Annotated in this window: 25 protein-coding genes; 10 read left to right on the plus strand and 15 right to left on the minus strand. The window is 62.2% G+C overall.

Features of this window, described 5'->3' with window-relative positions:
* The first annotated feature begins 14 nt into the window (after positions 1-14).
* Positions 15-995 (plus strand): phosphate acetyltransferase, encoded by a 981-nt coding sequence (gene pta, locus BMY31_RS03140; RefSeq protein WP_078686823.1) that lies wholly within the window; start codon positions 15-17, stop codon positions 993-995.
* Positions 996-1,139: 144 nt separating this feature from the next.
* Here pta and BMY31_RS03145 read toward each other — a convergent pair whose 3' ends face one another.
* From BMY31_RS03145 to pckA, 3 genes are all read right to left on the minus strand, one after another.
* The gene (locus tag BMY31_RS03145) at positions 1,140-2,900 is read right to left on the minus strand and encodes a [FeFe] hydrogenase, group A (protein WP_091008221.1); all 1,761 of its coding nucleotides are present in this window, start codon (positions 2,898-2,900) and stop codon (positions 1,140-1,142) included.
* Positions 2,894-4,717, minus strand: coding sequence for an NAD(P)-binding protein (locus BMY31_RS03150; RefSeq protein WP_091008224.1), 1,824 nt, complete (start codon positions 4,715-4,717; stop codon positions 2,894-2,896). The genes BMY31_RS03145 and BMY31_RS03150 overlap by 7 nt, the downstream gene beginning before the upstream one ends.
* Positions 4,718-4,975: 258 nt before the next feature.
* On the minus strand, positions 4,976-6,568 hold the full coding sequence (gene pckA, locus BMY31_RS03155) for a phosphoenolpyruvate carboxykinase (ATP) (protein ID WP_091008227.1): 1,593 nt from the start codon (positions 6,566-6,568) through the stop codon (positions 4,976-4,978).
* A 216-nt stretch (positions 6,569-6,784) separates the two neighbouring features.
* Here pckA and BMY31_RS03160 point away from each other — a divergent pair, with 216 nt between their 5' ends.
* Positions 6,785-7,669 (plus strand): aldose 1-epimerase family protein, encoded by an 885-nt coding sequence (locus tag BMY31_RS03160; protein WP_091008230.1) that lies wholly within the window; start codon positions 6,785-6,787, stop codon positions 7,667-7,669.
* A gap of 7 nt (positions 7,670-7,676) precedes the next feature.
* On the plus strand, positions 7,677-8,231 hold the full coding sequence (locus BMY31_RS03165) for a GNAT family N-acetyltransferase (protein ID WP_091008233.1): 555 nt from the start codon (positions 7,677-7,679) through the stop codon (positions 8,229-8,231).
* A gap of 84 nt (positions 8,232-8,315) precedes the next feature.
* On the opposite strand, the gene BMY31_RS03170 is transcribed toward BMY31_RS03165, so the two are convergent.
* The 6 genes from BMY31_RS03170 to rnd form a co-directional block, all read right to left on the minus strand.
* Positions 8,316-9,497 carry an acetate/propionate family kinase gene (locus BMY31_RS03170; protein ID WP_078686829.1) on the minus strand — a complete coding sequence of 394 codons (1,182 nt, stop codon included), beginning with the start codon at positions 9,495-9,497 and terminating at the stop codon, positions 8,316-8,318.
* A 120-nt stretch (positions 9,498-9,617) separates the two neighbouring features.
* Complete coding sequence (locus BMY31_RS03175; RefSeq protein WP_078686830.1) at positions 9,618-9,971, minus strand: HIT domain-containing protein; 354 nt, start codon at positions 9,969-9,971, stop codon at positions 9,618-9,620.
* A gap of 8 nt (positions 9,972-9,979) precedes the next feature.
* Positions 9,980-10,249 carry an exodeoxyribonuclease VII small subunit gene (gene xseB / locus BMY31_RS03180; RefSeq protein ID WP_091008236.1) on the minus strand — a complete coding sequence of 90 codons (270 nt, stop codon included), beginning with the start codon at positions 10,247-10,249 and terminating at the stop codon, positions 9,980-9,982.
* A gap of 33 nt (positions 10,250-10,282) precedes the next feature.
* The gene (xseA, locus tag BMY31_RS03185; protein WP_091008239.1) at positions 10,283-11,620 is read right to left on the minus strand and encodes an exodeoxyribonuclease VII large subunit; all 1,338 of its coding nucleotides are present in this window, start codon (positions 11,618-11,620) and stop codon (positions 10,283-10,285) included.
* A gap of 1 nt (position 11,621) precedes the next feature.
* Entirely contained in the window at positions 11,622-12,308 is a 687-nt protein-coding gene (locus tag BMY31_RS03190) for a zinc metallopeptidase (RefSeq protein ID WP_078686833.1), read from the minus strand.
* Positions 12,309-12,408: 100 nt separating this feature from the next.
* Positions 12,409-13,536, minus strand: coding sequence for a ribonuclease D (gene rnd / locus BMY31_RS03195; RefSeq protein ID WP_078686834.1), 1,128 nt, complete (start codon positions 13,534-13,536; stop codon positions 12,409-12,411).
* An 88-nt stretch (positions 13,537-13,624) separates the two neighbouring features.
* On the opposite strand from rnd, the gene BMY31_RS03200 reads away from it, so the two are divergent.
* The 6 genes from BMY31_RS03200 (at position 13,625) to BMY31_RS03225 (ending at position 17,783) form a co-directional block, all read left to right on the plus strand.
* The gene (locus BMY31_RS03200) at positions 13,625-14,560 is read left to right on the plus strand and encodes a diacylglycerol/lipid kinase family protein (protein ID WP_091008242.1); all 936 of its coding nucleotides are present in this window, start codon (positions 13,625-13,627) and stop codon (positions 14,558-14,560) included.
* 65 nt (positions 14,561-14,625) lie between these two features.
* Positions 14,626-15,342 (plus strand): acyl-[acyl-carrier-protein] thioesterase, encoded by a 717-nt coding sequence (locus BMY31_RS03205; RefSeq protein WP_091008245.1) that lies wholly within the window; start codon positions 14,626-14,628, stop codon positions 15,340-15,342.
* Between the two features lie 2 nt (positions 15,343-15,344).
* Positions 15,345-15,779 (plus strand): (deoxy)nucleoside triphosphate pyrophosphohydrolase, encoded by a 435-nt coding sequence (locus BMY31_RS03210; RefSeq protein ID WP_091008249.1) that lies wholly within the window; start codon positions 15,345-15,347, stop codon positions 15,777-15,779.
* Positions 15,780-15,862: 83 nt separating this feature from the next.
* The gene (locus BMY31_RS03215) at positions 15,863-16,276 is read left to right on the plus strand and encodes a hypothetical protein (RefSeq protein WP_078686838.1); all 414 of its coding nucleotides are present in this window, start codon (positions 15,863-15,865) and stop codon (positions 16,274-16,276) included.
* Positions 16,277-16,303: 27 nt separating this feature from the next.
* Entirely contained in the window at positions 16,304-17,152 is an 849-nt protein-coding gene (gene thyA / locus BMY31_RS03220; protein WP_078686839.1) for a thymidylate synthase, read from the plus strand.
* A 112-nt stretch (positions 17,153-17,264) separates the two neighbouring features.
* Positions 17,265-17,783 carry a dihydrofolate reductase gene (locus BMY31_RS03225; protein ID WP_091008252.1) on the plus strand — a complete coding sequence of 173 codons (519 nt, stop codon included), beginning with the start codon at positions 17,265-17,267 and terminating at the stop codon, positions 17,781-17,783.
* A 162-nt stretch (positions 17,784-17,945) separates the two neighbouring features.
* Here BMY31_RS03225 and BMY31_RS03230 read toward each other — a convergent pair whose 3' ends face one another.
* The 3 genes from BMY31_RS03230 to thrS form a co-directional block, all read right to left on the minus strand.
* A complete protein-coding gene (locus BMY31_RS03230; RefSeq protein ID WP_091008257.1) occupies positions 17,946-18,557 on the minus strand; it encodes a hypothetical protein in 612 nt (203 codons plus the stop codon).
* Between the two features lie 78 nt (positions 18,558-18,635).
* Positions 18,636-19,412: a PLP-dependent transferase gene (locus tag BMY31_RS03235; protein ID WP_091008259.1), complete on the minus strand. Its 777-nt coding sequence runs from the start codon at positions 19,410-19,412 to the stop codon at positions 18,636-18,638.
* Between the two features lie 117 nt (positions 19,413-19,529).
* Entirely contained in the window at positions 19,530-21,299 is a 1,770-nt protein-coding gene (thrS, locus tag BMY31_RS03240) for a threonine--tRNA ligase (RefSeq protein ID WP_091008262.1), read from the minus strand.
* 384 nt (positions 21,300-21,683) lie between these two features.
* Here thrS and BMY31_RS03245 point away from each other — a divergent pair, with 384 nt between their 5' ends.
* A complete protein-coding gene (locus BMY31_RS03245; RefSeq protein ID WP_180371343.1) occupies positions 21,684-22,463 on the plus strand; it encodes an HD domain-containing protein in 780 nt (259 codons plus the stop codon).
* 36 nt (positions 22,464-22,499) lie between these two features.
* Here BMY31_RS03245 and BMY31_RS03250 read toward each other — a convergent pair whose 3' ends face one another.
* From BMY31_RS03250 to BMY31_RS03260, 3 genes are all read right to left on the minus strand, one after another.
* Entirely contained in the window at positions 22,500-23,201 is a 702-nt protein-coding gene (locus BMY31_RS03250; RefSeq protein ID WP_091008269.1) for a gamma-glutamyl-gamma-aminobutyrate hydrolase family protein, read from the minus strand.
* Between the two features lie 291 nt (positions 23,202-23,492).
* Positions 23,493-23,924 (minus strand): zinc ribbon domain-containing protein, encoded by a 432-nt coding sequence (locus BMY31_RS03255; protein ID WP_078686846.1) that lies wholly within the window; start codon positions 23,922-23,924, stop codon positions 23,493-23,495.
* A 177-nt stretch (positions 23,925-24,101) separates the two neighbouring features.
* A complete protein-coding gene (locus tag BMY31_RS03260; protein WP_091008271.1) occupies positions 24,102-25,523 on the minus strand; it encodes a bifunctional folylpolyglutamate synthase/dihydrofolate synthase in 1,422 nt (473 codons plus the stop codon).
* Between the last annotated feature and the right edge of the window lie 11 nt (positions 25,524-25,534).

Raw genomic sequence — 25,534 nt, forward strand, 5'->3', positions numbered from 1 at the left:
TTGAAGGAGCGTCGATGAGCGATTTTCTGAACAGGATGAAGAGCGCGGCCAAGGCGGACAAGAAGACCATTGTCCTTCCGGAGGGTGAGGACCCGCGCACTATTGAGGCCGCAAAGAAAGTCATGGAGGAGGGCATCGCCAACCTAATCATCCTGGGTGACCCTGCACAGATCGACGTGGAGGACGTTCAGGTCATCGACCCGAAGGCCTCCGACAAGCACGAGGAGTACGCCCAGAAGTTCGCCGAGCTTCGTGCGAAGAAGGGCGTGACGATAGAGCAGGCGCGCCAGCAGATGGACGACGCGACCTACTTCGGCACCATGATGGTGAAGATGGGCGACGCGGACGGCCTCGTCTCGGGTGCCTGCCACTCCACCGCCAACACGCTTCGCCCGGCGCTCCAGATTCTGAAGACGGCCCCCGGCACCAAGCTCGTCTCGGCCTTCTTCATCATGTGCACCGACAAGTCCGAGTTTGGCGAGGACGGCACCCTGCTGTTCGCCGACTGCGGCCTCAACATTGACCCGACGGCAGACGAACTCTCCGAGATCGCCATCGCGTCCGCGGCCTCGTGGAAGAGCTTCATGCACGACGAGCCCAAAATCGCGATGCTGTCCTTCTCGACCATGGGGTCCGCAAAGGGCGAGGTTCCCGAGAAGGTCCAGCAGGCGAAGGAGCTCCTGAGCGAGAAGGCTCCCGAGCTCGCTGCCGACGGCGACCTCCAGCTGGACGCCGCGCTCGTGCCGACCGTGGCAAAGCTGAAGGCCCCCGAGTCCAAGGTTGCGGGCAGCGCAAACATCCTGCTGTTCCCCGACCTCGAGGCGGGCAATATCGGCTATAAGCTTGTCCAGCGCTTTGCGGGCGCCGATGCCTATGGCCCCCTTCTGCAGGGCATCGCCAAGCCGGTCAATGATCTTTCGCGCGGCTGCTCCGCCGACGACATCGTGGGCGTCGTTGCCATCACCTCAGTCCAGGCGCAACAGATGGCCAAGTAAGCTCGAGGCAGCACAGAATTTATCGCACGAGGGGGCGTCGCCCGTGGCGACGCCCCCTCCTCTTATACAGATGCCATTTGGGCAGAACGGACCACCTCAAAACCCGTCGCACGGGCGAAGGCGAGAACGGGACCGCAAAGGCCACTAGACCAGACAGGGGTCCTTCTCGCCGGGCATACTCCACGCATGGTGGTCGGTGTGGAGCAACCTCTCGGAAAGCGGCGAGAGCGGGGACCCGAGGAACTCCTCGTAGCAGCGGACGATGCTCGGGTTCTCGTAGGAGTTCCTGAGCTTGGCCGCTCCGTCGAGACGATAGAGGACGCCCCCCTTCTCGCCCGCAGATTCCCTCCCTTCGCGGATGGGTTGGCCACCTCCACCGACGCAGCCGCCGGGGCATGCCATGACCTCGACGAAGTCGAACGTCGCGCGACCCGCGAGAACGTCCTCGCAGAGCTGCCTGGCGTTGGCAAGGCCGGACACGACGGCCACGCGGACAGGCGTTCCGTTCAGGTCGAACGTCGCCTCCTTGCGCCCGGCGAGCCCCCTCACGCCAGAGAACGCGTCGCCGGCAGGTGCGCTTCCGGAGACGAGGTAGTGCGCCGTCCTCAGTGCGGCCTCCATGACGCCGCCGGTGGCACCGAAGATGATGCCGGCGCCCGTGCCCTCGCCGAGGGGCTCGTCGAAGTCAGAGGGCTCGAGCCTCTGAACGTTGACGTGCTCCTCCCTCACCATGCGCGTAACCTCGCGAACCGTGAGGACCGCGTCGACGTCGGGATCGCCGCAGGCATCTCGCATACTGTCGAGCGCAGCCTCGGACTTCTTCGCGATGCAGGGCATGATCGAGACCGAAAAGACCTTGTGCGGGTCAACACCGAGCATCTGGGCGTAGTAGCTCTTGACCAGGGCACCGAACATCTGCTGCGGAGACTTCGAGGTCGAGACGTGATCAACGAGCTGCGGGAAGTGAGCCTTCGCGAAGCGGACCCAGCCGGGGCAGCACGACGTGAACATAGGAAGCCTTGCGGCGGCGTCCTTCTTGCTCTCCTCCTCCATGTGGCCAAGGAGCTCGGTCCCCTCCTCCATGATGGTGAGGTCGGCGGAGAAGTCCGTGTTGACGATGTAGTCGAAGCCCATGGGACGCAGCGCGGAAACCAGCTTTCCCAGCGCGTCGCCATCGGGCTCGATGCCAAACTGGTCGCCCCAGGCCGTTCGGACCGAGGGCGCGATCTGGACGATCGTGACGACGTCGGGATCGGCAAGCGCCTCGAACACGCGCTCGGTGTCGTCGCGCTCGCGAAGCGCTCCGGTGGGACAGTGCGTGACGCACTGGCCGCAGTACGTGCAGTCCACCTCATCGAGCTTCCGTCCGCCCGCAACGCCCACGTTGAGGTGCGTTGAGCGGTTGTTGGTATCCCAGATGCTAGAGGCCTGGACCTTGTCGCAGACCTGTATGCAGCGAAGGCAGTTGATGCACTTGCGATTGTCTCGGATGAGCGGGAGCGACTTGTCCCAGGCAAGGTAGTTGAGGTGCTGGTCGTAATCCTGATAATAGATGCCAAGGTCGTTCGCGACGGTCTGTAGGCTGCAGTTGCCCGACCTGACGCAGCTGGTGCAGCTGGCCTCGTGACGAGACAGCAGGAGCTCGACGTTGGCCTTGCGCGCACGGCGGACCTTGGGACTGTTGGTGCGCACGACCATTCCGTCGAGAACGCAATTGTTGCAGGCTGCCACGAGCTGGTCGATGCCCTCGACCTCGACCAGGCAGACGCGACATGAGCCAATCTCGTTGAGGTCCTTGAGGTAGCAGAGAGTCGGGATGTTCACGCCCGCCAGCTTGGCGGCCTCGAGGATGGTCGTGTCCTTCTCGACCTCCACGGTAGCGCCGTCGATAGTAACCCTTACCATTGCATGATCCTTCCCCCACGGAACGCTCCGTGTCCAAAGTGGTCGCACCTCAGGCAGCGTGACGCCTCCTGCAGGGCCTCCTCACGTGACAGCCCATTCTCGACCAGATTCCAGTCGCCCGTGCGCCCGGAGGCCTCGCGTGAGGTCATCTCGCAACGTGCGCAGGAGATCTTCCCCTTGAACTTGACGGGCGGCATTTCGACGTTGTGCTTGTCAATCTTGTGGTCGAAGCCGAGGTAGTGGTCAATATTTGCGGCCGCGACCTTGCCCGCGTTGACAGCACGTATGACCGTCGCAGGACCGCTCTGGCAGTCGCCGCCCGCATAGACGCCCTCGAAGCCCTCGACGGAACCGTCAGCACGCGCAACGATGCGCCCGCGCGAGCAGGGAACGCCCTGCCCCTCGAAGGCGGAGGAGTCGATGGCCTGGCCGATGGCGACGACAACGCGGTCGCAGGGAATGACGCGCTCGGGCACGTCAGCGGGGCGAGGAAAAGGACGCCCTCCCCTGAACTCGCCGATGATCTGGGGCTGCACGGCAAGGCCGCTCACGATGCCGCCCTTGGCGACGATGCGCAGCGGCGCGTTGAGCGAGAGAATCTCGCAGCCCTCCGCTTCGGCGCCGGCGATCTCCTCGTCCTGGGCCGTCATGTCGATAACGCGGCGACGGTAGACGATGGTGACCTTCTCGGCACCGCAGCGGACGGCGGAGCGGGCCACGTCCATGGCGACGTTTCCACCGCCGACGACGCACACGCGCTCCCCCGAAAAGTCCGGCGCCTCGTTGTCGCCAATGCTCCTGAGCATGTCGACCGCAGAGAGCACGCCGGCGGCGTCCTCGCCCTCAAGGCCGAGCTTCCTGTCCAGGTGCGCACCGATGGCAAGGTAGACGCTGTCGTACTTCTCCCTCAACTCCGCGAGGTCCTCGACCTTGGTGTCGCAGCGGACCTCAACCCCAAGGTTGACGATCCAGTCAATCTCGGCCTGAAGGCGCTCTCGGGGTAGGCGGTAACTGGGGATGCCGTAGCGAAGCATGCCACCCAGGCGCTTCCGTGCCTCGAAGATGGTCACCTTGTGGCCCATGACCGTAAGGTAGTAGGCGGCGGAGAGGCCCGCAGGTCCTCCACCGACGACGGCAACCCTCTTGCCGGTCGGTTCCGCCATGTGCGGTTGGTAGTCGGACTCCATGTTGTCCACTGCATAGCGCTTGAGGCCGCGAATGTTCATGGGGTCGTCCACCATGCCCCTGCGACAGTGCATCTCGCACGGATGCTCGCACACGTAGCCGCAGACGAGGGGCAGTGGGTTGTCCTTGCGAATCAGACGCACGGCCTCGACGTTCTGCCCCGCCTCGACAAGCGAGATGTAGCCCGGAATGTCGACGTGGGCCGGGCAGCCCGATACGCAGGGGATCGAGTCGCTCTGGTCAAAGCCGCAGGCATGATGCTTCATGTGGTGCTCGAAGTCATCACGGAAACCGCGCACGGCCTTGAGGGCCATCTCGCCTGCCTCATATCCGATGGAGCAGTCGCTCGAAAGATAAATCGTCTCGGCGGTACGCTCGATGAGGTCGAGCGTATATGGATCTGCGGTGCCGTCCAGAACCTTCTCCATGAGCTCGTACAGGGCAGGTAGACCCACCCTACAGGGCGTGCACTTGCCACAGCTTTGAGTCATGCACATGCGAACGAACGAAGCCGAGAACTCGACCGGGCACGGTTCGAGCGAGCTTACGGACAGGCGCTTGCCCACGGCGTCATGCAGGTCGTCCATGATCTGCTGGGCCTTGCTTCTCTCCATTACATGCAGTCTGGCCATCGGTCCCCTTCCCTAGCAGCAAAACGCATTCTTCATACCATAGCCAAGCGCGTGCCCCGCATAAACACATGTCCGCGGATGGTTACAAACATCGGACATGCGGACAAATGCCGTGCTATTTTGGGTCATTTTCAGATTTCACCCACATTTATGACATTGTTTCGGGCGCTCCTCGTGACGAAGAGCGCCCGAACTTATCCAATTACGGAAGAATTGTATTCATACCACAGGCACAACCGGGCCAATTCCAGCAAGCCGCTAGGAGACTTTGGGGCCAGCGGCGCGGACCTCAGGATCCATGTCGGGGTACTTCTTGCTGGCGTTTTCGACGAACATCTTTGCGAGCCTCAAGGCAGACTCGTCGAAGGCCTCGACGTCCGACCAGGTGTCACGCGGGTTAAGCACGCGGTCGTCCACGCCGTCGATGTGCTGTGGGACGTCAAGGTTGAAGAGGTCGTCGTGGACGAACTCGCTTTCCTCAACAGACCCGTCGAGAACCGAGGTGATCATCAGGCGCGTGCTGGCAAGGTCCATGCGCGAGCCCGTGCCATACGGCCCTCCCGTCCAGCCCGTGTTGATCAGGTAGACCCTCGTGCCGCTGCACTCGATCTTCTCGCCAAACATCTTTGCGTAGAGAAGGGGCGAAAGGGGCATGAAGGGCTCCCCGAACAGCGTCGAGAACGTGGGCTGGGGCTCGGTCACGCCGCGCTCGGTGCCCGCGACCTTGCTGGTGAATCCGGACAGGAAGTGGTACATCGCGGCATTCTTGTCCAGGCGGGATATGGGAGGAAGGACACCAAAGGCGTCCGCGGTCAGGAAGATGACGACATTGGGATAGCGACCTTGCCCCATGACCTGGGCGTTGTCAATGAAGTCGATGGGATACGCGACGCGAGTGTTTTCGGTAAGGGAGCCGTCAAAGTAGTCAGGCTTCCTAGTGACGGGATCGACGACCACGTTCTCGCACACGCTGCCGAACTTGATTGCGCGGTAGATCTCGGGCTCGGTGGTCTGCGAGATGCAGATGGCCTTGGCATAGCATCCGCCCTCGAAGTTGAAAACGGAACCCGAGGCCCAGCCGTGCTCGTCGTCGCCAATCAGCATGCGCTGCGGGTCGGCGGAGAGCGTGGTCTTGCCGGTGCCGGAGAGTCCGAAGAAGACCGCCGTCTCTCCCGTGACGGGGTCCATGTTCGCCGAGCAGTGCATGGGAAGGACGCCCTCCTCGACGGGCATGAGGTAGTTCATGACCGAGAAGATCGCCTTCTTTATCTCGCCGGAATACGACGTTCCCGCGATGAGAACGGTTTTCTCCTCGAAGTTGAGAAGGACGACGGCCTCAGAATGGGTGCCGTAAACCGCCGGATTAAGCTTGAGGCCCGGGGCGACAAGAACGTTGAAGTCCTGGGGCTCAAAGTCGGCAATCTGGCGCTTCGAGGGACGCACGAGGAGCTGGCGCGCAAAGAGCGCCTGGCTTGCGCGCTCGCACACCACAAGGAACTTGCGGCACCAACGGCGGTCGGCACCGGCGACGGCGTGCACGACATAGAGGTCGCGTGCCGAGAGGTAGTCGATGATAGCCTTCCTCACGCGCCGATAGCCCTCTACTGGGAAGGGCTTATTGACGCTGCCCCAGGCAATCTTGTCGTGTACGTCAGGTGTGTCGACGATGAACCTGTCCTCGGGCGAGCGACCGGTGTACGCGCCCGTCTCGACCGCAAGGGCCCCCTTCGAGGTGAGGATTCCCTCCTTGTTGCTGATAGCCTTTTCGATGAGGATGGCAGGCGACCCGTCAACGAGAAGCGCGCCGCTCACCCCTTGAAAGCCGCAGGCATTGAGCTGATTCTGAATCATTGAGACTCCTAACTGCTTGTCCGCAAACTTTTACAAGCTAAAGCGTAGTATCAGCTCGAACTGGCACGCAGATTGTTAACACGTCGTACGTTTTGTAAAAGGCGAACGGTATCCGCGAGCGCATTGGGCGGCAACAAGGACGCAACACGCGGGGCAGTGCCAATGAACCTCATTGGGGCATAATGAAACCACGACGACCACCCAAGGAGGAACAACGTGGAAAGTCTGAGCACAATAGCGGCAAACGGCCTGGAGGCAACCGTCAGTTCGCAGGGCGCACAGCTCATGAGCCTCAAGAAGGAAGGCTGCGAGTACCTGTGGCAGGGAGACGAGAGGTGGTGGCCCCGTCGCGCCCCCGTCCTCTTCCCCATCGTTGGGAGCCTCAGGGGCGACCACGCGACCTCGGCCGCCGGCCCCATTAGCCTGGGGAGGCATGGCATCGCGAGGAACTGCGCGTTCGAGCTTTCACACGCCGAGGACGACACCCTCGTCTACCGTCTTGCCTCGAACGAGGAAACCCTTGCTCGCTTCCCCTACGAGTTCGAGCTCGAAATGAGCTACGAGATCGAGGGCGAAGCGCTGCGCCAGACCTTCTACGTGAGGAACACCGGCGAGGAGGACCTTCCGTTCGTCCTTGGAGGACACCCCGCCTTCAACATCCCGGCGGGCCCCGAGCGCTCCGACAGCTTCGACCAGTACCGTCTGGAGTTTGCCGAGGACTGGACCTACGCGACGCCGCGCATAGACACCTCGACGGGGCTCTTGGACTTCGGAAGCCGCATCGACCTGCTTTCCAACTCGAGGGCGCTCCAGCTCACCCACGGGACCTTCGACGTCGACACCCTGGTGTTCGAGGACGTGCCACAGCGCACAATCAGGCTGGTCGGCCCCAGCGGCCACGGCGTCCAGGTGGACTTCGGGGGATTCGACTTCCTCGGCGTGTGGTCTGCCGCAGGAGACGCGCCCTTCGTCGCGCTTGAGCCCTGGACGGGCTGCGCAACGGCAACGGACGAGAGTGACGTGTTCGAGGAGAAGCGCGGCATCGAGATCCTGCAGCCGGGCGCAACCAGCACGCACTCGTTCACAATGAGACCTTTCTAGGAGAAACATGCTGAGCATCAGACCCGCAACGAGGCGGGACGTGTCGCAAATCGCATCGCTGTTCGACGGCGCACGAGAGTTCATGCGCAGCACGGGCAACGAAAGCCAGTGGCCCAACTGCTACCCCACCGAGGAGGACGCCAGAATCGACACGATGCGAGGCTGCCAATTCGTCTGCCTCGACGGCGACGAGATAGTCGGGTGCCTCAGCCTCGTCCCTGGGCCGGACACGACCTACCTCAAGATCGAGGACGGGGACTGGCTCAACGACATGCCCTACTTCGTCGTCCATCGCATTGCGGCAAAGTACCAGGGCAGAGGCATAGGAAGCTTCATGATGTCATGGGCCTGCCAGTCGGCCGACAACGTCAGGACCGACACGCACGAGAAGAACGCCCCCATGCGAGGCCTCCTTGAAAGCATTGGCTTCAAGCCCTGCGGAACCGTCTTCGTCGAGGACGGAACGCCGCGCATTGCCTACCACTACGTCAGGCCCGGCTCTAAGGAGAAGGGTGGTTTCCTCGACTGGCTCCCGTGGAGAAAAAGCGGCCTCACCCGCTAGCCACAAACAGAGAGGTGCAACAAAACAAGGAGGGGTCGCGCCGGAAGGCGCGACCCCTCTCGCTAGTCGTGAGACGGTCTGGAACTACTTGTCCAGAAGCTCCTCGACATCGAGGGCGATCATGAGCTCCTCGTTAGTGGGGACGACAAGGACCTTGACGGCGGAGTCATCCGTGCTGATGACGCGGGGCTCGCCGGAACGAACGCTGTTCTTCTCCTCGTCGATCTTTACGCCCAGCCACTCGAGCTCCTTGGCGACGCCAAGGCGCATGCTGCTGGAGTTCTCGCCGATACCGGCCGTAAAGACCATGGTGTCGAAGCCGTGGAGCGACTGCGCCATCTCGGCAATGAGCTGAGAGGTGCGGTAATAGAACATCTCCATGGCAAGCTGGCAGTTCTCGTCGCCGTTGTTGGCGGCCTCCTCGATGTCGCGCGTGTCGGAGCTGACACCCGAGAGGGCAAGCATGCCACCCTGCTTGTTCATCATCGTGTCGACCTCATCGACGCTGTAGCCGCCCTCGCGCTGGAGATAGCACACGGTAGCGGGGTCGATGGTGCCGCAGCGCGTGCCCATGATGAGGCCGTCGAGCGGGGTTAGGCCCATGGTCGTGTCCATGTCCTTGCCATCCTGGATGGCCGAGAGGGAGGCGCCGGAGCCAAGGTGACAGGAGACGAGCTTGTGAACGTCGCCTTTCAGGAACTCGTTCGTCTTCCTCCAGACATAGCGGTGCGAGGTGCCATGGGCGCCGTACTTGCGGATGTGAAGCTTGTCGACGACGTCGCGCGGGAGGGCGTAGCGATGCGCCTTCTCGGGGATGCCGTAGTGGAAGGACGTGTCCGCCACGATCACGTTGCCGATAGACGGGAACATCTCGCGGCAGATCTCGATGACGTCTGCCTCGGCATAGTTGTGAAGCGGTGCGAGAGGAGCGACCTCGCGGACCCAGCCGAGGGTCTCGTCGGTGACGACCTTGGACTCGGGGAAGTACCAGCCGCCCTGGACGACGCGGTGACCGATCCCCTCGATCTTGTCGGTGTCGAAGCCTGCCTGCCCGAGAATCTCGAACACGTGCTTGATGGCCGTCTTGTGGTCGGGAAGGGCGACCTCGAGCTTTTGCTTCTCGCCACCGTTTTCCTCGTGGCCGACAAAGGAGCCGTCGATACCGATGCGCTCGCAGTTGCCCTTGGCATAGACGTTGCCGGACTTCGTGTCGAGAAGCTGGTACTTCAGCGAAGAGCTGCCGGCGTTGATAACCAGAACGTTCATGAATCTCCTCTCAAGGATAGTAACTGGCCCTGCGTCAAAAAGGCCTTAGCCATAATAAACCCTCGCTTCCAAGTCATCTGCAAGCGAGGGCACTTTGGCGGTGAACGGTTGTCAAAGAAACTATTCGGGAATGAGTCCCTCCCCGAGCTTCTTGCCGCCAAGTACGTGCATGTGAAGGTGCATGACGGTCTGGCCCGCAGCCGCGCCCGTGTTGGCGATCACGCGGAAGCCGTCCTTGTCGATGCCGCAGATACGCACGACCTCGCCGACCGCGTGAACCATGGCCGCGAGCACGTCGGCGGGAACGCCGTCGACGATGTTGTCGTAGTGGTCCTTGGGGACAACCAGAACGTGGACTGGAGCCTGGGGGCTGTTGTCCCTGAAGGCGCACACCAGGTCGTCTTCGTAGACGTAGTCAGACTCAATTACGTGGTTGGCAATTTTGCAAAAGATGCAGTCGTCTTTCTGAGCCATGCTGTCTCCTACTCGTTGATGAATGCTACCGAGGGAGCTGCGGTGGTGTCCGTCAGCTCTTCGTCCACGTTGGTCTCGTCGAGCAGAACCTGGACCTTCTGCTCCGCGTTGGCAAGGCGGGAGCGAAGGCTCTTGAGAAGCTCCACTCCCCTTGCATATTTCTCGAGAGACTCCTCGAGTTCGAGGTCACCGCCCTCGAGCGACCGAACGATCTGCTCGAGCTCGATCGAGGCCTCCTTGAACGTCATCTCTTCGATCTTCTTGCCCTGCTCTGCCATGGTATCCCCTCTCGCGACTACGGGTCGCATAGTTTACTTACTCGTCTTACCGTTGACCGTTGCCCGAATCTCACCGTCGGCGAGTACGACAGAGAGGCTGTCTCCCCGCTCGACAGAGTCGATCGAAGAGAGAACCCTGCCGTCAGGTCCCTTCGCGATCGAATAGCCTCGCGACAGGACCTTGAGTGGTGACAGCGCGTCGAGCGTTCCCGCGGAGCGCGCGACGATCGACCTGAATGGTTCCAGCAACCAACCTGAGACGCCTCTCAATCGACGAGCAGACAAGTCAACCTCTGCCGCCTTGGCGGCAAGGCCACGGGGAAGCGCCGCATGGAGACGATCCTCGGTCTGGTTGAGCTGATCCTGTCTGTTCTGGACCATCCAAAGTGGCGTGCTCAGGCACTTCCTGCTTGCGAGGGAGTCGACATATGCCTCATGACGCGCGAAGGAGACGGAGAAAGCGCGGGCCATGCGCTCGCCCATCATCTGGTTTCCATCAGAAAGCGTACCCATAGAGTCGCGCGCGACCTTGCGAAGCCTTCCAGCGCGCTCGTTGATCGTCCGCTCGAGCATGTCAATGCTGGGCGCAACGGCCTCGGCCGCGGCCGTGGGGGTCGAGCAGCGCATGTCGGAGACCATGTCGCAGATGGAGGTGTCCGGCTCGTGCCCGATGCCCGTGACCACGGGAACGGAACACGCGGCGACCGCCCTCGCCAGCGCCTCGTCGTTGAACGTCATGAGGTCCTCGAAGGAGCCACCGCCCCTGACCAGCAGGATGGCGTCGGGCTTTGCTGCGGCCGCGATCCCAAGAGCCCTGATGATGGTCCGCTCGGCGCCCGGCCCCTGTACCATGCATCCGGCAACCTGAATTCTGACCAGCGGGTTCCTTCGGGCGAGGGTCCTCTTGACGTCGTCGATGACGCTTCCGGAGAGCGACGTGACAACGACGATACGGGAGCAGAACTTCGGAACGGGTCGCTTGCGCGAGACATCCATGAGCCCCTCGCGCTCGAGCTTGCGCGCGAGCTCGGCGACCTTCTGGCGAAGGGCACCCTCGCCGGCGACCTCGAGCCTCTTGGCGACGAAAGAGAGCCTGCCGCTGTTCTTGTACACGCTGAAGGAGCCGGTCATCTGGACCTGCAGGCCATCCTTCAGAACGACGCCGCTTGACTCGTAGACGCCACGCCACACGATGGCATCCATGCTGCTCTCGGAATCCTTCAGAGAGAAGTAGCAGTGTCCGGAGCGCCGGTTCGGCCCACGAAAGCCACTGACCTCACCGTTGACGACAAGCGTCGGAATCTCGCCAACGTAGCTGCTCGCAATCCCAACCGCCTCGTGTACGGAAAGTACCTCTACACCATCGGCCATGCTATCGCCTGTTAGAGCGAGCAAGGAGGTAGACCAGCTGCATCACCGAGATGAGCGCTGCGGCGACGTAGGTGAGGGCGGCCGCAGTCAGGACCGAGCGGGCACCGCGCTCGTCGATGCCGCCGCCGACCGTAGAAAGGTAGCGAACGGCACGGCGCGACGCGTCAATCTCGACGGGAAGGGTGACGATCTGGAACAAAACCGAGAACGCAAAGCAGACGATGGCGAGACTCGTGAGCCCCGAGAAGTTCATGACGATGCCCAAGAGGAAGAGGACACTCCACGCGCGCTGCGTGAAGTTGACGACGGGAACGAGCGCCGTGCGGATCCTTCCGAACGCGTAGCCATGAGCGGTCTGCACGGCATGACCCGCCTCGTGGCACGCCACGGCGACAGAGGCGACCGAGCCGCCGCCGAAGTTCTCCTGCGAGAGGTGGAGACAGTTGTCGCGAGGGTCATAGTAGTCGGTCAGGTGGCCGGCGACGCTCGTGATGCCGACGGCAGAGGCACCCTGCGCGTCAAGCATCTCGCGCGCGACCTGCGCCCCGGTCTTGCCCATCGTGGCTCCCACGTGGGACCACTTCTTGTACGCGGACCTGATATAGGCCTGGGCAAGGGCGCCCAGCGCCACAGAAACAATAATGATCAGCAGATACGCGTAGTCAAAGCCATATCCGTAACGAACCATCTCATCCTCCAGACAAGCGACGTTTAAACCGCTTCTACCCAGATTCCGCCGCGAAAAATCCGGGCGAGATGACCATAGCCTTCTCGCCCGACATCAATTGCTACAACAGTTCGACCCTGCCGTCTTTCACCGTGAGGCCAACCTTGCCCATCAGAAGCCCCTCGAGCTCCCGACCGACGAGGTCGTAGCGCCAGGACTTGGAGAGTCGCGAGTCGCGATGGCTCACGAAGTCGACCAGGTCGTCCTTGGTCGCGATCAGCTGGGGAGCAATGCCGCTTTTCTCGGCCATGAGCCTCAGCATTGCGTTCATCAGGTCAACGACGCTCTCGGTCTCGGCTGACGGGCGCTCCTTGCGCAGCGTCACGGGATAGTCCGAAGGAGGGCATGCCACGCCAGTCGAGATGGCCGCAACGACGCCCTGGGCGTCGCGGTTGCCCAGCTGCTCGGTGCCGCGGATGCGCTTGAGCCTCTCGACCGTACGCGGGACGCGCTTGCAGGCCTCGACGATGACCTCATCCGAGAGGACCCACTTGCGCGGAACGTTGCGACGGGCCGCCTCTCGGTCGCGCCAGGCGCACACCTCGCGCGCGACGGCAAGCTGCTTGCGCGTAAGCGACCCGGAGCGCTTCAAGTGGACGTACGCGAGCTCGGGCGGACGCGCGAAGACCGAGGGGTCGAGCAGGTCCTCCATCTCGGGAATCACCCACGAGAGGCGGTCTCGCTTGATGAGCTCGCTCATCATGTCGTCGTAAATGCGCGGCAGATAGATGACGTCATCCTCCGCGTACTCGAGCTGCTCGGGATCGAGCGGCCTCCTGGACCAGTCGGTGAGTGACTCGGCCTTGGGAAGACGGACACCGCAGAGCGACTCGACAAGGGCGCCATAGCCAATCTGTTGGCGGTGCCCCAGGAAGGCCGCCGCGACCTGGGTGTCAAAAAGGGGCTTGGGCACGCAGCCAAGCTCGCGGAAGATTACCTCGAGATCCTGGGTACACGCGTGGAAGACCTTGGTGATGGACTCATCCTCGAGCAGGGCAACCAGAGGAGAGAGGTCGTCGATCAGGATGGGGTCCACCGCTGCGGACTCTTCAGGGGTTGCGACCTGGATGAGGCACAGCTTGGGATAGAAGGTCTTCTCCCTAAGGAACTCGGTGTCGACCGCCAGGACACGGGTACTTGAGGCGCGCTTGCAGAACTCGGCAAGCGCGCCGGCGTCATCAATATACACAAACGCTCGTTTCGCTACTAATTGGCTAACATCTAGGTAGCGGCACTGCCGCCGACACATCATGATACATAAGGAGTCTGGAGGTATCATGCGCACGCTCATAGTCCATAACACGAAGTCAGGCTTTGGCTCCGACGCCATATTCGAGTTCGAGCGCGCCCTCGTCAGGCAGGGTGACGAATGCGTGCTCAGGGTCCTTCCCGACGACTCGGGGGCAACCGAGGCGGTCACGGACGCCGAAGACTTCGACCTTGTGGTCGTCTCGGGAGGCGACGGCACCGTGGCCAACCTCCTGTACGCGCTTCGCTTTCGCGGGGTGAGGACCTGCATCTTCCCCTCGGGCACCGCGAACCTCATCTTCGGAAACCTCGGCTGCGCGAGCGAGCCCTGGGCAATTGCAGAGAGCTGCGTGGCCGGCGCCGTCGCAGAGACGGACCTGGGCGAGATCTCGTGGGTTGACGGCCGGGGCTTGCGCAAGACGCGGGGCTTCGCTCTCATGGCGGGCTCGGGATTCGACGCCACCCTCATGAAGGACGCCATCCCCAACAAGCGGACCATGGGAGAGGCCGCGTACTTCGCAGCGGCGCTCGCCAACGCCCACCCGAAGGTCGTAACCTACGACATCACGGTCGACGGCAGGACGTTCAGACGCAGGGGCATAGCCTGCATCGTCGCCAACAACGCCACCATGCAGGGCGACATCGACATCGTCTCGAACTGCACCATGGCAGATGGCCTCCTAGACGTCATCGTCCTGGCGACCACCGACGCAGTCCAGCTGCTCATGCCCATGCTCTCTGGCATATTCGACAAGAAGGCCCGGGCGGGAAGGCCATTCATAGAGCACTTCGTCGGTAAGAGCATCTCGGTCAGGTCGTCCTCCCCCATGCCCATGCAGGTGGACGGAGACGTGGTGACAGACCTCACGATGGGATACGAGGCCCACGCGCTCCCGGGAGCGAACCAGCTCGTGGTGGACGCCAACAGCCCCTACCGCAAGAAGGGAACCGTCCGCACCAGATAGATCACCGCAAGCGTCCCCCAGCCTTGGCGTCGGAGCGACGGACAAGAGGCAAGAAAGGTTTCAGGATGTACTCATTCGACAGTCGCGTTCGCTACAGCGAATGCAGCGAGGACGGCAGGCTCTCCATACTTGCGCTCGTCAACTACCTTCAGGACTGCTCGACCTTCCACTCGGAGGCCGTCGGCCTGGGCCTGGACTACATGCGCAAGAGGCACTTCGCGTGGTTCATCGCGGCATGGCAGATCGAGATAGACGAGCTTCCCTCATTCGACGAGCCCATAACCACGAGCACCTGGTGCTACGACATAAGGCGCCTGATGGCCTCAAGAAACTTCACCATCGCGCGCAGCGGAGAGAGCCCCTGCGTCCGCGCCGACTCGCTCTGGTTCGCGTTCGACACGCAGGAGCGGCGCCCGGTGCGCGTGCCCGAGGGGCAGGAGGCGTACCTCACGGGAGAGTCACGGCTCGACATGCCAACGACACAGCGCAAGATCGCCGTCAGGGGTCCCGCGACAGAGACCACGCCGATCCTCGTCGTCGAGCAGCACCTCGACACGAACCGTCACGTCAACAACGCGCAGTACATCTCGATGGCGCTTGACGCGCTGGCGGAATCCGGCGACCAGGTCGACCTCCACCGCATCGCAGTCCAATACAAGAACATGGCTCTCCTAGGCGATACGATCGTGCCGAGAATCCACAACGCGGAGCACGGGAAGACCATCGACCTGGCAAGTCCCGAAGGCAAGTCGTACGCAATCGTCAAGCTGGAGAGCGAGTAGCAATGCAGAGCGAGAAGGACATCATCAACGTAGCCGCAGCGGTAATACTGAGGGGCGATACCATCCTCGCCGCAAGGCGCGCCTACGGAGACCTGAGCGACGGATGGGAGTTTCCCGGCGGCAAGATCGAGGACGGCGAGACGCCGGAGCAGGCGCTGCGCCGCGAGATACGAGAGGAGCTGGACGCGAAGATCGATACGCTCTGGTACCTCGACACGGTAGAGCACGACTACCCGAGCTTTCACCTCAAGATGGAGTGCTTCGTCTGCAACCTCGCGCACGGGTCGGAGCCGCACATGCATAGGGCCGTTCACGAGGAGCTGCGCTGGCTCACGCGGGACCAGCTCCTGGACGTGAGCTGGCTGCCGGCAGACCGTGGCCTCGTGCAGGCGCTCGGGACCGGGTGGGCCGAGATCTTCTCCGCCAATAGGCTGTAATCTTTCTTTCACGTGCAGAGTGACGCCCGGCCGCAAGGCTCGGGTATGATGTTGCGAGGTCACAAGGGAGGAGAACATTGGAAATGACAGGACCCACGAGCCCCAACGCAAGCACCCAGGCGAGCGAGCTGCCGGAGCAGGGCTTCATTCAGTCGCCATCCGCGACGACGGACCCCGACAACGAGAACTCCGGAAACACCGCCTACGTGATCGTCGGCGTGGTCTTTGCCGTCCTCCTGCTCGCCTCATGGTGGGTGCAGAGCACGATAGCCCACATTGTCGAGCTGGCCTACGACCACGTGACCTACGCCGAGGGACCGCTTGGCTGGGACGAAGACTACCTGAACGAGCTGGACGACGACCCTGACTGGTACCAAGACGGCTACGACACCATCTACGACAACCTCTACGGCAGCGAAGGCCACGGCAGCTCGCGTTCCGGACACGTCGCCGCGGCATTTGTACTCGGGCAGGAGCTCGTCCGTCAAACGCTCTAGGCAGGACGCGACAGAAAGGGAGTGCGCATGAGCAAGGCTGATGACATCTTCATCTCGATGTGCTCCGATATCATCGAGAACGGCACGACGACGGAGGGGCAGAAGGTCCGCCCGCACTGGGAGGACGGAACGCCCGCCTACACCATCAAGAAGTTCGGCGTATGCAACCGCTATGACCTGCGCGAGGAGTTTCCCGCGCTGACGCTGAGGCGAACCGCGCTCAAGAGCGCGATGGACGAGATCCTCTGGATCTACCAGAAGAAGTCGAACAACATCAACGACCTCCACTCCCACATCTGGGACGAATGGGCAGACGAGTCCGGCTCGATCGGCAAGGCCTACGGCTATCAGGTCGGTCAGGTCTCGCACTACCCCGACGGCGACTATGACCAGATGGACCGCGTCCTGAAGGACCTGCGCGAGAACCCCTATTCCCGTAGGATCATCACGAACCTCTACACCTTCGCGGACCTCTCCGAGATGAACCTCTACCCCTGCGCCTACAACGTCATCTACAACGTGACGCAGGATCCCAACGAGGAGAAGCCCACGCTTAACCTGCTGCTGGTCCAGCGCAGCCAGGACATCCTCGCGGCCAACAACTGGAACGTCTGCCAGTACGCCATCCTGCTCATGATGGTCGCTCAGGTCAGCGACATGATTCCGGGCGAGCTCGTCCACATGATCTCGGACGCGCACATCTACGACCGCCACGTCGACATCATCAAGGACCTCATCGGTCGCGAGAAGCACCCGGCGCCGACCGTGCGCCTCAACCCCGAGGTCAAGAACTTCTACGACTTCACGACCGACGACCTCATCGTCGAGGGTTACGAGCACGGCCCGCAGGTCAAGAACATCCCCATCGCCATCTAACAGGCCATTGCCGACCGGCGGCGGGCAAGTGTCAAACGCACGAGCCTCACAAGATGACAAAAGGCAACAGCATGGGGCGCCGCAAGGCGCCCCTTATCATGAAAGGTGGGACATGGACGCAATCGTATCCGTCACGAAGGACTGGGCGATCGGAAAGGACGGCCAGCTGCTCGTCCGCAACAAGGAGGACATGCACCGCTTCGTTGAACTCACGCGCGGATGCACCTGCATCATGGGCAGGAAGACCTACGAGAGCTTCCCCGGAGGCCCGCTCAAGGGACGTCGCAACGTGATCATCACCAGGAACGCCTCGTACGTCCTGCCCAATTCCGACGACCTGCCAGAGGGGACGACGGCGGAGACGGTCTGCTCCCCCACCGCTGCAATCGAGCTCACCAAGGATGACGAAAAGGTCTGGCTCATCGGCGGTGACTCCATCTACCGCGCGCTTCTGAACCAGTGCCAGGGGGTCTACGTGACGATGAACGATACCGTCACGGAAGCGCCGGACGCCTTCTTCCAGAACCTCGACGAGTCCGACGACTGGACGCTTGCGGAGCGTCAGGGCGCAGGCACGACGAAGGCAGGCATACCCTTCGAGTTCCTACGCTACGAGATGGTCGTGAGGTAGGCGGAGACACAGCCGAGCCACGGCCTCGGCACCGATGGCAAGCCCTTCTCACCAGCAAATCGCCGCACGACAAGAGCAGGTCCTGACTCAGACGAGCCAGGACCTGCTACCTTAGCGAGTTGGACGTTCCTTGTTTAAGGAATCGCGGCGTCCACCCCCGAACTACTCGAGACTGGAGAGGTCGGCGCCACCGTAGGCACCCTTAACGAGGTCGGTGATGCTGTCGTCGTCGATGGACCAGGTGTTGTCCTTCTTGGTCAGGTGGATGGTCACATCGGTGCTGACCGTGTCCTCCTTGGCGTCGACGAACTCGTAAAACTGGGAGAAGAACTTCTTGTAGAGCCCCATCTTGCCATCCGACTGGTAGATCTCCATGAGCTCGGCGGCGTTATCGGAGCTCTTGAAGTAATCAGAAGTCTCCTCCAGTGCAGAAGCAACGTCGACGTTCTTGACGGTCACGACGGCAGTGGCCGTGTCACCGTCAACCTTGATGTCGCCAATCTCGTAGTCGAACTTGTCGAAGACGTGACCGAGGAACTCGTACGGATCGACACCATAGCTCTTGATCTGAGAGATAGAGGAGGAGTCCTCGTCGACGTACTTGCTGAGGTTCTCCTTGGTCGGGTTTTTGAAGGCGCTGAGCTCGCTGTCGATGCCGTCGCGGATCACCTGCTCGGCATTGCCACCGCAGGCGGAGAGGCCGCCAGCGACGCCAAGGGACAGCACGCACGCCATAACGCCGAACACGACCTTCTTCAAAATGCCCGTTTTCATGGGAGTCTTCTCCTATCCAATGGTCTGACAAATTGCAGATACTGCTACTCCATACTAACAGATGAGTTCTTCCGGCGTTCAGAAAAGGCGCTCGAGATCGGCCACGAAGGCCAAGGCTTCGGTATCAATGCAGGTAACACGCACAATCGTACCAGTTGCCGCTCCGGAAACAAGTTGGACACAGGTGGGCAGCGCCGCGCTCGCGAGCTCGCCTTCTGCCTCGAAGTCGACAACCGGGCCAAAGCCTCCCTGCAAGACGTTGCTGGCGGCAGCAAAGGAGTCATCGCCCTTGATGCCCGGATACCACACGCGCCTCACGCGGGGATGACACAGAAGATACGTCGCAACGACCTGGGCAACGTCACTAGAGCGCCTCCGTTTCTCGTCGAACGCGAGTACGGCGTCCTCAAGCCCCGCAAGATCGACTTCGGCCGCAAGGGGAAGCCCTGCGACGAGGGCGTCAGCGTCGATGCGATGGCGGGCGAGAAATGCCTTGGACACGCCAATTGCACACAGGCCCCCGAAGCGAGGGCCGAGGGGCGAAAGGTCCTCAACCATGGCGTCGCAGCCGCGCACGAAGGCAAAGCACCCAAGCGACGTAAGTCCGCTCAAGTCAGCCGCAAGAGCGACTCCACCCTGGCGTGCCCGCTCTGCCTCGCCCTTGAGGTCGCGACAGCGGATGGGGGTGCCGTACAGGGGGCTGACAATACGCAGATCGCGAACAAGCGGCGAGACAAGCCTCTCGAGAGTCGCGGAGGCGGACGCCACGTCCTGCCGAATGAAGAAGACGCGTCCATGACCTAGCCTCTTCGCCACGGCCGTGCAGGCATCCGATTTGGCGAAGCCATTGCCCATCTAAATCCCCTCCTTCTCCTGAAACGCTACTCCAAGCGCGAACACGGGTAAAGAAATGCCGGGCCCGAACCGTCGGACCCGGCACATCAATCTTGTTAAAGCGCAAGAGCGCGAAGTCTAGCCACGGCGCTCCTTGATCTCGGCGAGGAGCTCGGGCAGCCACTCGTCAAGCTGACGCTCGGTGGTCTCGTTCGTCGCGCGGTCGCGGACGGAGACGGTGACGTTGTCCCTCTCCTTCTCGCCCAGGATCAGCATGTAGGGGACACGGTCGATGGAGCGAGCCTCACGAATCTTGTAACCGATCTTCTCGTCACGCTCGTCGACCTTCACGCGGATGCCGGCGTCGCGAAGCTTGGATGCGACCTCGTTGGCGTACTCACGGGTCTTCTCGGAAACGGGAAGGACCTTGACCTGGCAGGGAGAGAGCCAAGTGGGGAACTTGCCCTCGTATTGCTCGATGAGCATGCCGGTGAAGCGCTCGAAGGAGCCAAAGCCGGCGCGGTGAATCATGATCGGCTGCTTCTTGGAGCCGTCGGAATCGACGTACTCGAGCTGGAAGTTGTGGGGCAGCTGGAAGTCAAGCTGGATGGTTCCGCACTGCCAGGTGCGGCCAAGGCAGTCCTGCAGGTGGAAGTCGATCTTGGGGCCGTAGAACGCGCCATCGCCGGGGTTCAGGGTGTACTCGACGCCCATGGTCTCGAGAGCCTTCTTGAGACCCTCCTCCGCACGCTCCCAGTCCTCGTCGGAGCCCATGGAGTCCTCGGGGCGAGTGGACAGCTCGACCTTGTAGGGGAAGCCGAACTGCTGGTAGTAGGCTGTAATCAGGTGCATGGTGTCGGTGACCTGATCGGTGATCTGCTCGGGAGTGATGAAGAGGTGGGCATCGTCCTGGGTGAACTCGCGGACGCGGAAGAGGCCGTGGAGGGCGCCCTTGAGCTCGTGACGGTGGTCAAGGCCGGCCTCTGCAAGCTTCAGCGGGAGGTCACGGTAGGAGCGGGGACGGCTCTTGTAGATGAGGCAGGCACCGGGGCAGTTCATCGGCTTGACGGCATAGTCCTCGTCGTCGATGAGCGTGGTGTACATGTTCTCCTTGTAGTGATCCCAGTGACCAGAGGTCTCCCACAGAGAGCGGGAGAGGATGATCGGCGTCTGGACCTGCTCGTAGCCGAACTTGTCCTGCATCTCCTGCCAGTACTGCATGAGGGCGTTACGGACGCGCATGCCGTTGGGAAGCCAGAAGGGGAAGCCGGGGCCGGCCTCCGACATCATGAAGAGCTCCATCTCTTTGCCGATCTTGCGGTGGTCGCGCTTCTCGGCCTCGGCGAGCAGGCGCTCGTACTCGGTGAGCTCGTCCTTGTTTCGGAAGGCGACGCCGTTAATGCGGGTGAGCATCTTGTTGTTGGAGTCGCCCTTCCAGTACGCGCCAGAGACGCCGGTGAGCTTGAAGGCCTTGAGGGCCTTCGTGTACATGAGGTGAGGACCGACACACATGTCGACGTACTCGCCCTGCTTGTAGAACGTGATGCGTGCGTCCTCGTCAAGGTCGCCGATGTGCTCGACCTTGTACTTCTCGCCGCGCTCCTCCATGTGATTGATGGCGTCCTCGCGAGAGAGCTCGTAGGTCTCGAACTTGAGGTTCTCCTTGACGATCTTCTTCATCTCCGCCTCGATTGCGGGGAAGTCGTCCTCGGAAATCTTCTGACCCTCGGGCAGGTCAATGTCGTAGTAGAAGCCGTTGTCGGTCGCAGGTCCGTAGGCGAAGTCGGCCTCGGGGTACAGGCGCTTGATGGCCTGGGCCATGATGTGGGCGGCAGAGTGGCGGATGACGTGGAGCTCCTCCTCCTGGGGAATCTCGTCAACGTGACCGTCGTTAAACAGAACCTTCATGAACAAACCTCTTTCTCAGAGTGAGATGCAAGTGGGAGAAATGAAAAGTGGAGCATGGCGCATGTCGCACGACCCCGCAGGGTCCGGTGAAAGGACAGGCGCCTAGATAGTCTGAGTTCGAGTGCCGCATGTGGCCGTCAGCTTGCGCAAGACGGGATAGGAGGTGATTGTGGCGTTGTTCGCAGATCGGAACATCTCACGAATCCTTTTTGTGGCAATCGACATTACAGCGCAACATCATAGCAGTTGGCACAAGCGTGAGCTGCACAGATGCAACCAGCCCGCATATCAACACAGAGTGAACGCAGCCAGCGTGGCGAAACGAGGAGCGTCGCGCCCTCCCCACGCTCTGCTAACCTCATGCCAATGAGCGAAAGGAACAGGATGCAAATCGACCGCAGCCGGGCGACAGAGGCCCTCAAGAAGTTCACGGAGCGCTACGACCCAAAGAACCCACGCATAGCGCTCAAGCTATCGCACACGCTTCGGGTAGCGCTGAACAGCGAGAGGATAGCCCGCTCCGAGAGGTTGCCCAAGGACGAGGTGGACCTGGCCTGGCTGCTGGGGCTGCTTCACGACATCGGACGATTCGAGCAGGTGAGACGCTTCGACACGTTTGTGGACGCAAAGTCGGTAAGCCACGCCGATCTAGGCTGCGAGATCCTGTTCGGAGAGAGGGGCGCGATAAGGTCCTTCGTGTCAGACGACTCCGACGACGGCCTGCTGCGCGCCGCGGTGGGACTCCACAGCGAGCTCGCCCTTCCGGGCAATCTGGCACCGCGCACGCGCCTGCACTGCGAGATCCTGAGGGACGCGGACAAGATAGACATCCTCAAGGTGAACTGCCTCAGTCCGATCGAGGACATATACGGGGTCACCACGCAGGACATGCGCGAGAGCGGTCTCACGCCCGAGGTGGTGGATACGTTCTACGGGCACCGCTGCGTCCCTCGTAGCATCAGAAGAGAGCCCGCAGACATGCTGGTCGGCCACATCTGCTTCGCCTACGAGCTGGCTCGACCAGCGAGTCTCGCCCTTATGCTCGAGCAGGGGCACCTTCAGGAGATGCTCTCCAGAACCTTTGACGACCCCGCAACCGAGGCAACGTTCAGACAGATGGAGAAGCACATGGCGTCGTGGCTCGAGGCACGAGACCGGACGTAGGAGGCCTACCGGGCTCAGGCGACGCCGTGATGCCAGCTACGCGCAGCGCGCGACGAAGGCCTCGACGATCTCGCGCTGGCGGGGCTCGGATTTGAACGCGAACTCGGGATGCCACTGGATGCCCCACACGCAGCGCTTGGCCGGCGCGTAGAAGCTCTCAACGAGACCGTCTGTCGAGAGGGCCATGGGCTCAAGGTAGGGAGACAGGCCGCGAATTCCCTGGTGATGGATGCTGTTGACGGGGAACGTTGCGGAACCAACGACGTCAAACAGGGGCGTGTCGTGCTGGATCTCCACCCAGTGGGAGATCTCGTCAAAATGGTCCCTCATCCGGTGGTCGAAGGAGTTGGGGCGCTCGGTCAGTATGTCCTGGTACAGGGTGCCGCCCAGCATGACGTTGATGAACTGGCTGCCCCGGCAGATGCCCATGACGGGCATGTCGCGCGCATAGGCCTGCTGGAAGAGCTCCTTTTCGAGGACGTCGCGGCGCTCAACGTTTTCGCCGCAGAACGGCTTCTTCTCTTGGCCGTAGAGCGCTGGATTCACGTCCGCCCCACCCGTGAACACGATGCCGTCGAGACGTCTCAGGATGGCAGCCACGTCCGCGGGGTCGCTATCAAACGAAAGAACGACCGGGATTGCCCCGCTCTGCTGAAGGATGTCCTGATAGGTGTCGCGCATCCAGAGGTTCGGGTGCTCGGAATCGTAAAGAGGCGTCAGGCCGATCAAAGGCTTCATGCAGGTACTCCCAATGGCCGCTAGCTATTGCCAAAACGTGCGCTTGCATAGTAACGCTTGCCGAAACGCCGAGACGCGTCGGCCGGCGATTCCCAATCGCTATCCACAGGACGAGAAGCGATGGCCGCAAGGCGCGACAAGAAGGCGCGACAAGGCAAGACGGGATGCGGGCGAGAAGGCCACGCACTTCTCGCCCCCGAAAGGGATCCCCTTCCCCCATGTGCGACGTCGGCCCAACAAAAGAGCCCACCAGAGGGCGGGCTCAATCGATTCGCGTATGCGCTTGCGGCTCTACTGGATGCGGGTGCGGCAGTAGGGGCAGACCTTCCAGTCCGCGTTGAGCGGGCGATGGCAGGTCGGGCAGACGTTGCGAACCTGCGTGTTGCAGATCGGGCAGACGACGAAGTCGCGGTCGATGGGGGCGCCACACTTCGGGCAGATGCCGTAGTGGGACAGCTGGTGCTCGCGCAGGGCGATGTCCAGGTCCTGCTCCTCGCGGTCAACCAAGTAGGAGCTGGGACGAAGGATCACGTAGGCAAGAAGGCCGACGATGGGAATGACCGAGATAACGGCCCAGAGCCACCAGGGCTCGGCTCCACGGCGCTGCGCATCGCGCACGACGTAGACGATCGAGAGGATGTAGAGCATAACGAGGCACGCGACCATCAGGTAGAGGACCATGCGCACTTCAGGGGTAATCAACTGGTCGAGAAGCTCAGACATGTCGTCGATGACCTTTCTTCTTCGTCAAAGGTTCCGTTGATGGCCTCAGGCCATAACTCGAGCAATTGTATCAGACCTGCGCCCAAGCGAGTGCCCAAACGGGCAAGGCACGGCGTCACCACACCTCATCGGCACGCGAGCGCGGAGGCGGCCGCAGGGACAAACTCCGGCGAGTGGCTACCAGCGGTCGCTTCCGCGCAGGATCTTAGAGACCTCCCCGGCCGTCGTGATGGATCCGCAGGCGACGAAGGGCCTGTCGCTCAGGGCCGTGAGGGCCTCCTCAACGGAGGGGTAGGTCGCCTCGACCTCTCCCCCCTCCTCGCGCAGGATCCGTGCGAGTCCGGACTCGTCAAGCGCGCGGGGACTCTGCGTCTTCGTGACAACGAAGCGCGGGAACTCGGGCGCCAGGATGCGACAGATGCCACGGACGTCCTTGTCGGCAAGGACGGCAAGGAGAAGAACAGGGCGCTTCCGGACGTCAGGCTCGACCCCCCTCACGGCAGAGACGAATGTGGCAACCGACTGGGGGTTATGGCACGCATCAATCAGGCCGACCGGCTCGGGTCGCACGACGTCGAAACGTCCGGGCGTAGGGCAGGTCACAACCGAGTCGAAGAGTGCGTCAGCATCGAGGTGGCGACCCAGGAACTGCTCGCTCAGGACGATGGCGCAGGACACGTTGGCCGCCTGGTAGCTAGGCTTGAGCGCGCTCACGCCGTCGTACTCGGCAAGGGGCGTCTTGATGTCAACCACAAGCGAGCCGCCGATACGGCCCGGGAAGCGGCTGATGCGGTATCCCGCCCTGGGAAGATCGCCATGGAAGGCGAGCTCGCCGGAATTGAGCTCTCCGGCGGCGTCAAAGGGGCGGTCGGGGCGCAGGAGGACGGGGGTCACGCCCACGTCCCGGCAGCGGTCGAGAAAGACGTCTTCCACGCTCGCGGGCGTCGCGGTCCCCACACCCAGGACGCAGGTGCGCCCATGCTTGATGATGGCGGCCTTCTCGCCCGCGATAGCCTCGAGGGTGTCACCCAGGATGCGCGTGTGGTCGAGGCCGACGCCGGTCACGGCGACGGAGCAGATGGACTTGGCGGCACTCGTCGCGTCCCAGCGCCCGCCCATGCCGCATTCCAGCACGGCAACGTCGACCTGGGCCTCCGCGAAAGCGACCATGGCCGCAACCGTCAGCGTGTCGAACTCGGTGATGTCGTAGGGCCTCAGGCCCTGTGCCTCGCGAGACTCGTTGACCCTTCTGCCCGCCTCGCGCGCGACGGCAATGCTGTGGGCGAAGGCGTCCCTGGCGATTGGCGCGCCGCAGATCTCCATGCGCTCGTTGTAGCTTACGAGCTCGGGACTGGTGTAGAGTGCGACCTTGAGCCCCTCCCCCGCCAGTATTGCCGCCGTGTAGCGGGCGGTCGAGGTCTTGCCGTTGGTACCGGAGATCTGGATGCACTTGAAGCAGAGGTCGGGGTCGCCGCAGGCGGTCAACATGTCCTCGACGCTCTCGAGCATGGGCTGGATGCCAAAGCGCAGCGCGGAGTGAAGGACGTCCAGCGACTCCTCGAAGGTGAGGGGCTCGACGTCGAATGGAACCTGGTACATGTGGGGAATGC

The sequence above is a fragment of the Parafannyhessea umbonata genome, assembly GCF_900111255.1.
Classification (GTDB): domain Bacteria; phylum Actinomycetota; class Coriobacteriia; order Coriobacteriales; family Atopobiaceae; genus Olsenella_J; species Olsenella_J umbonata_A.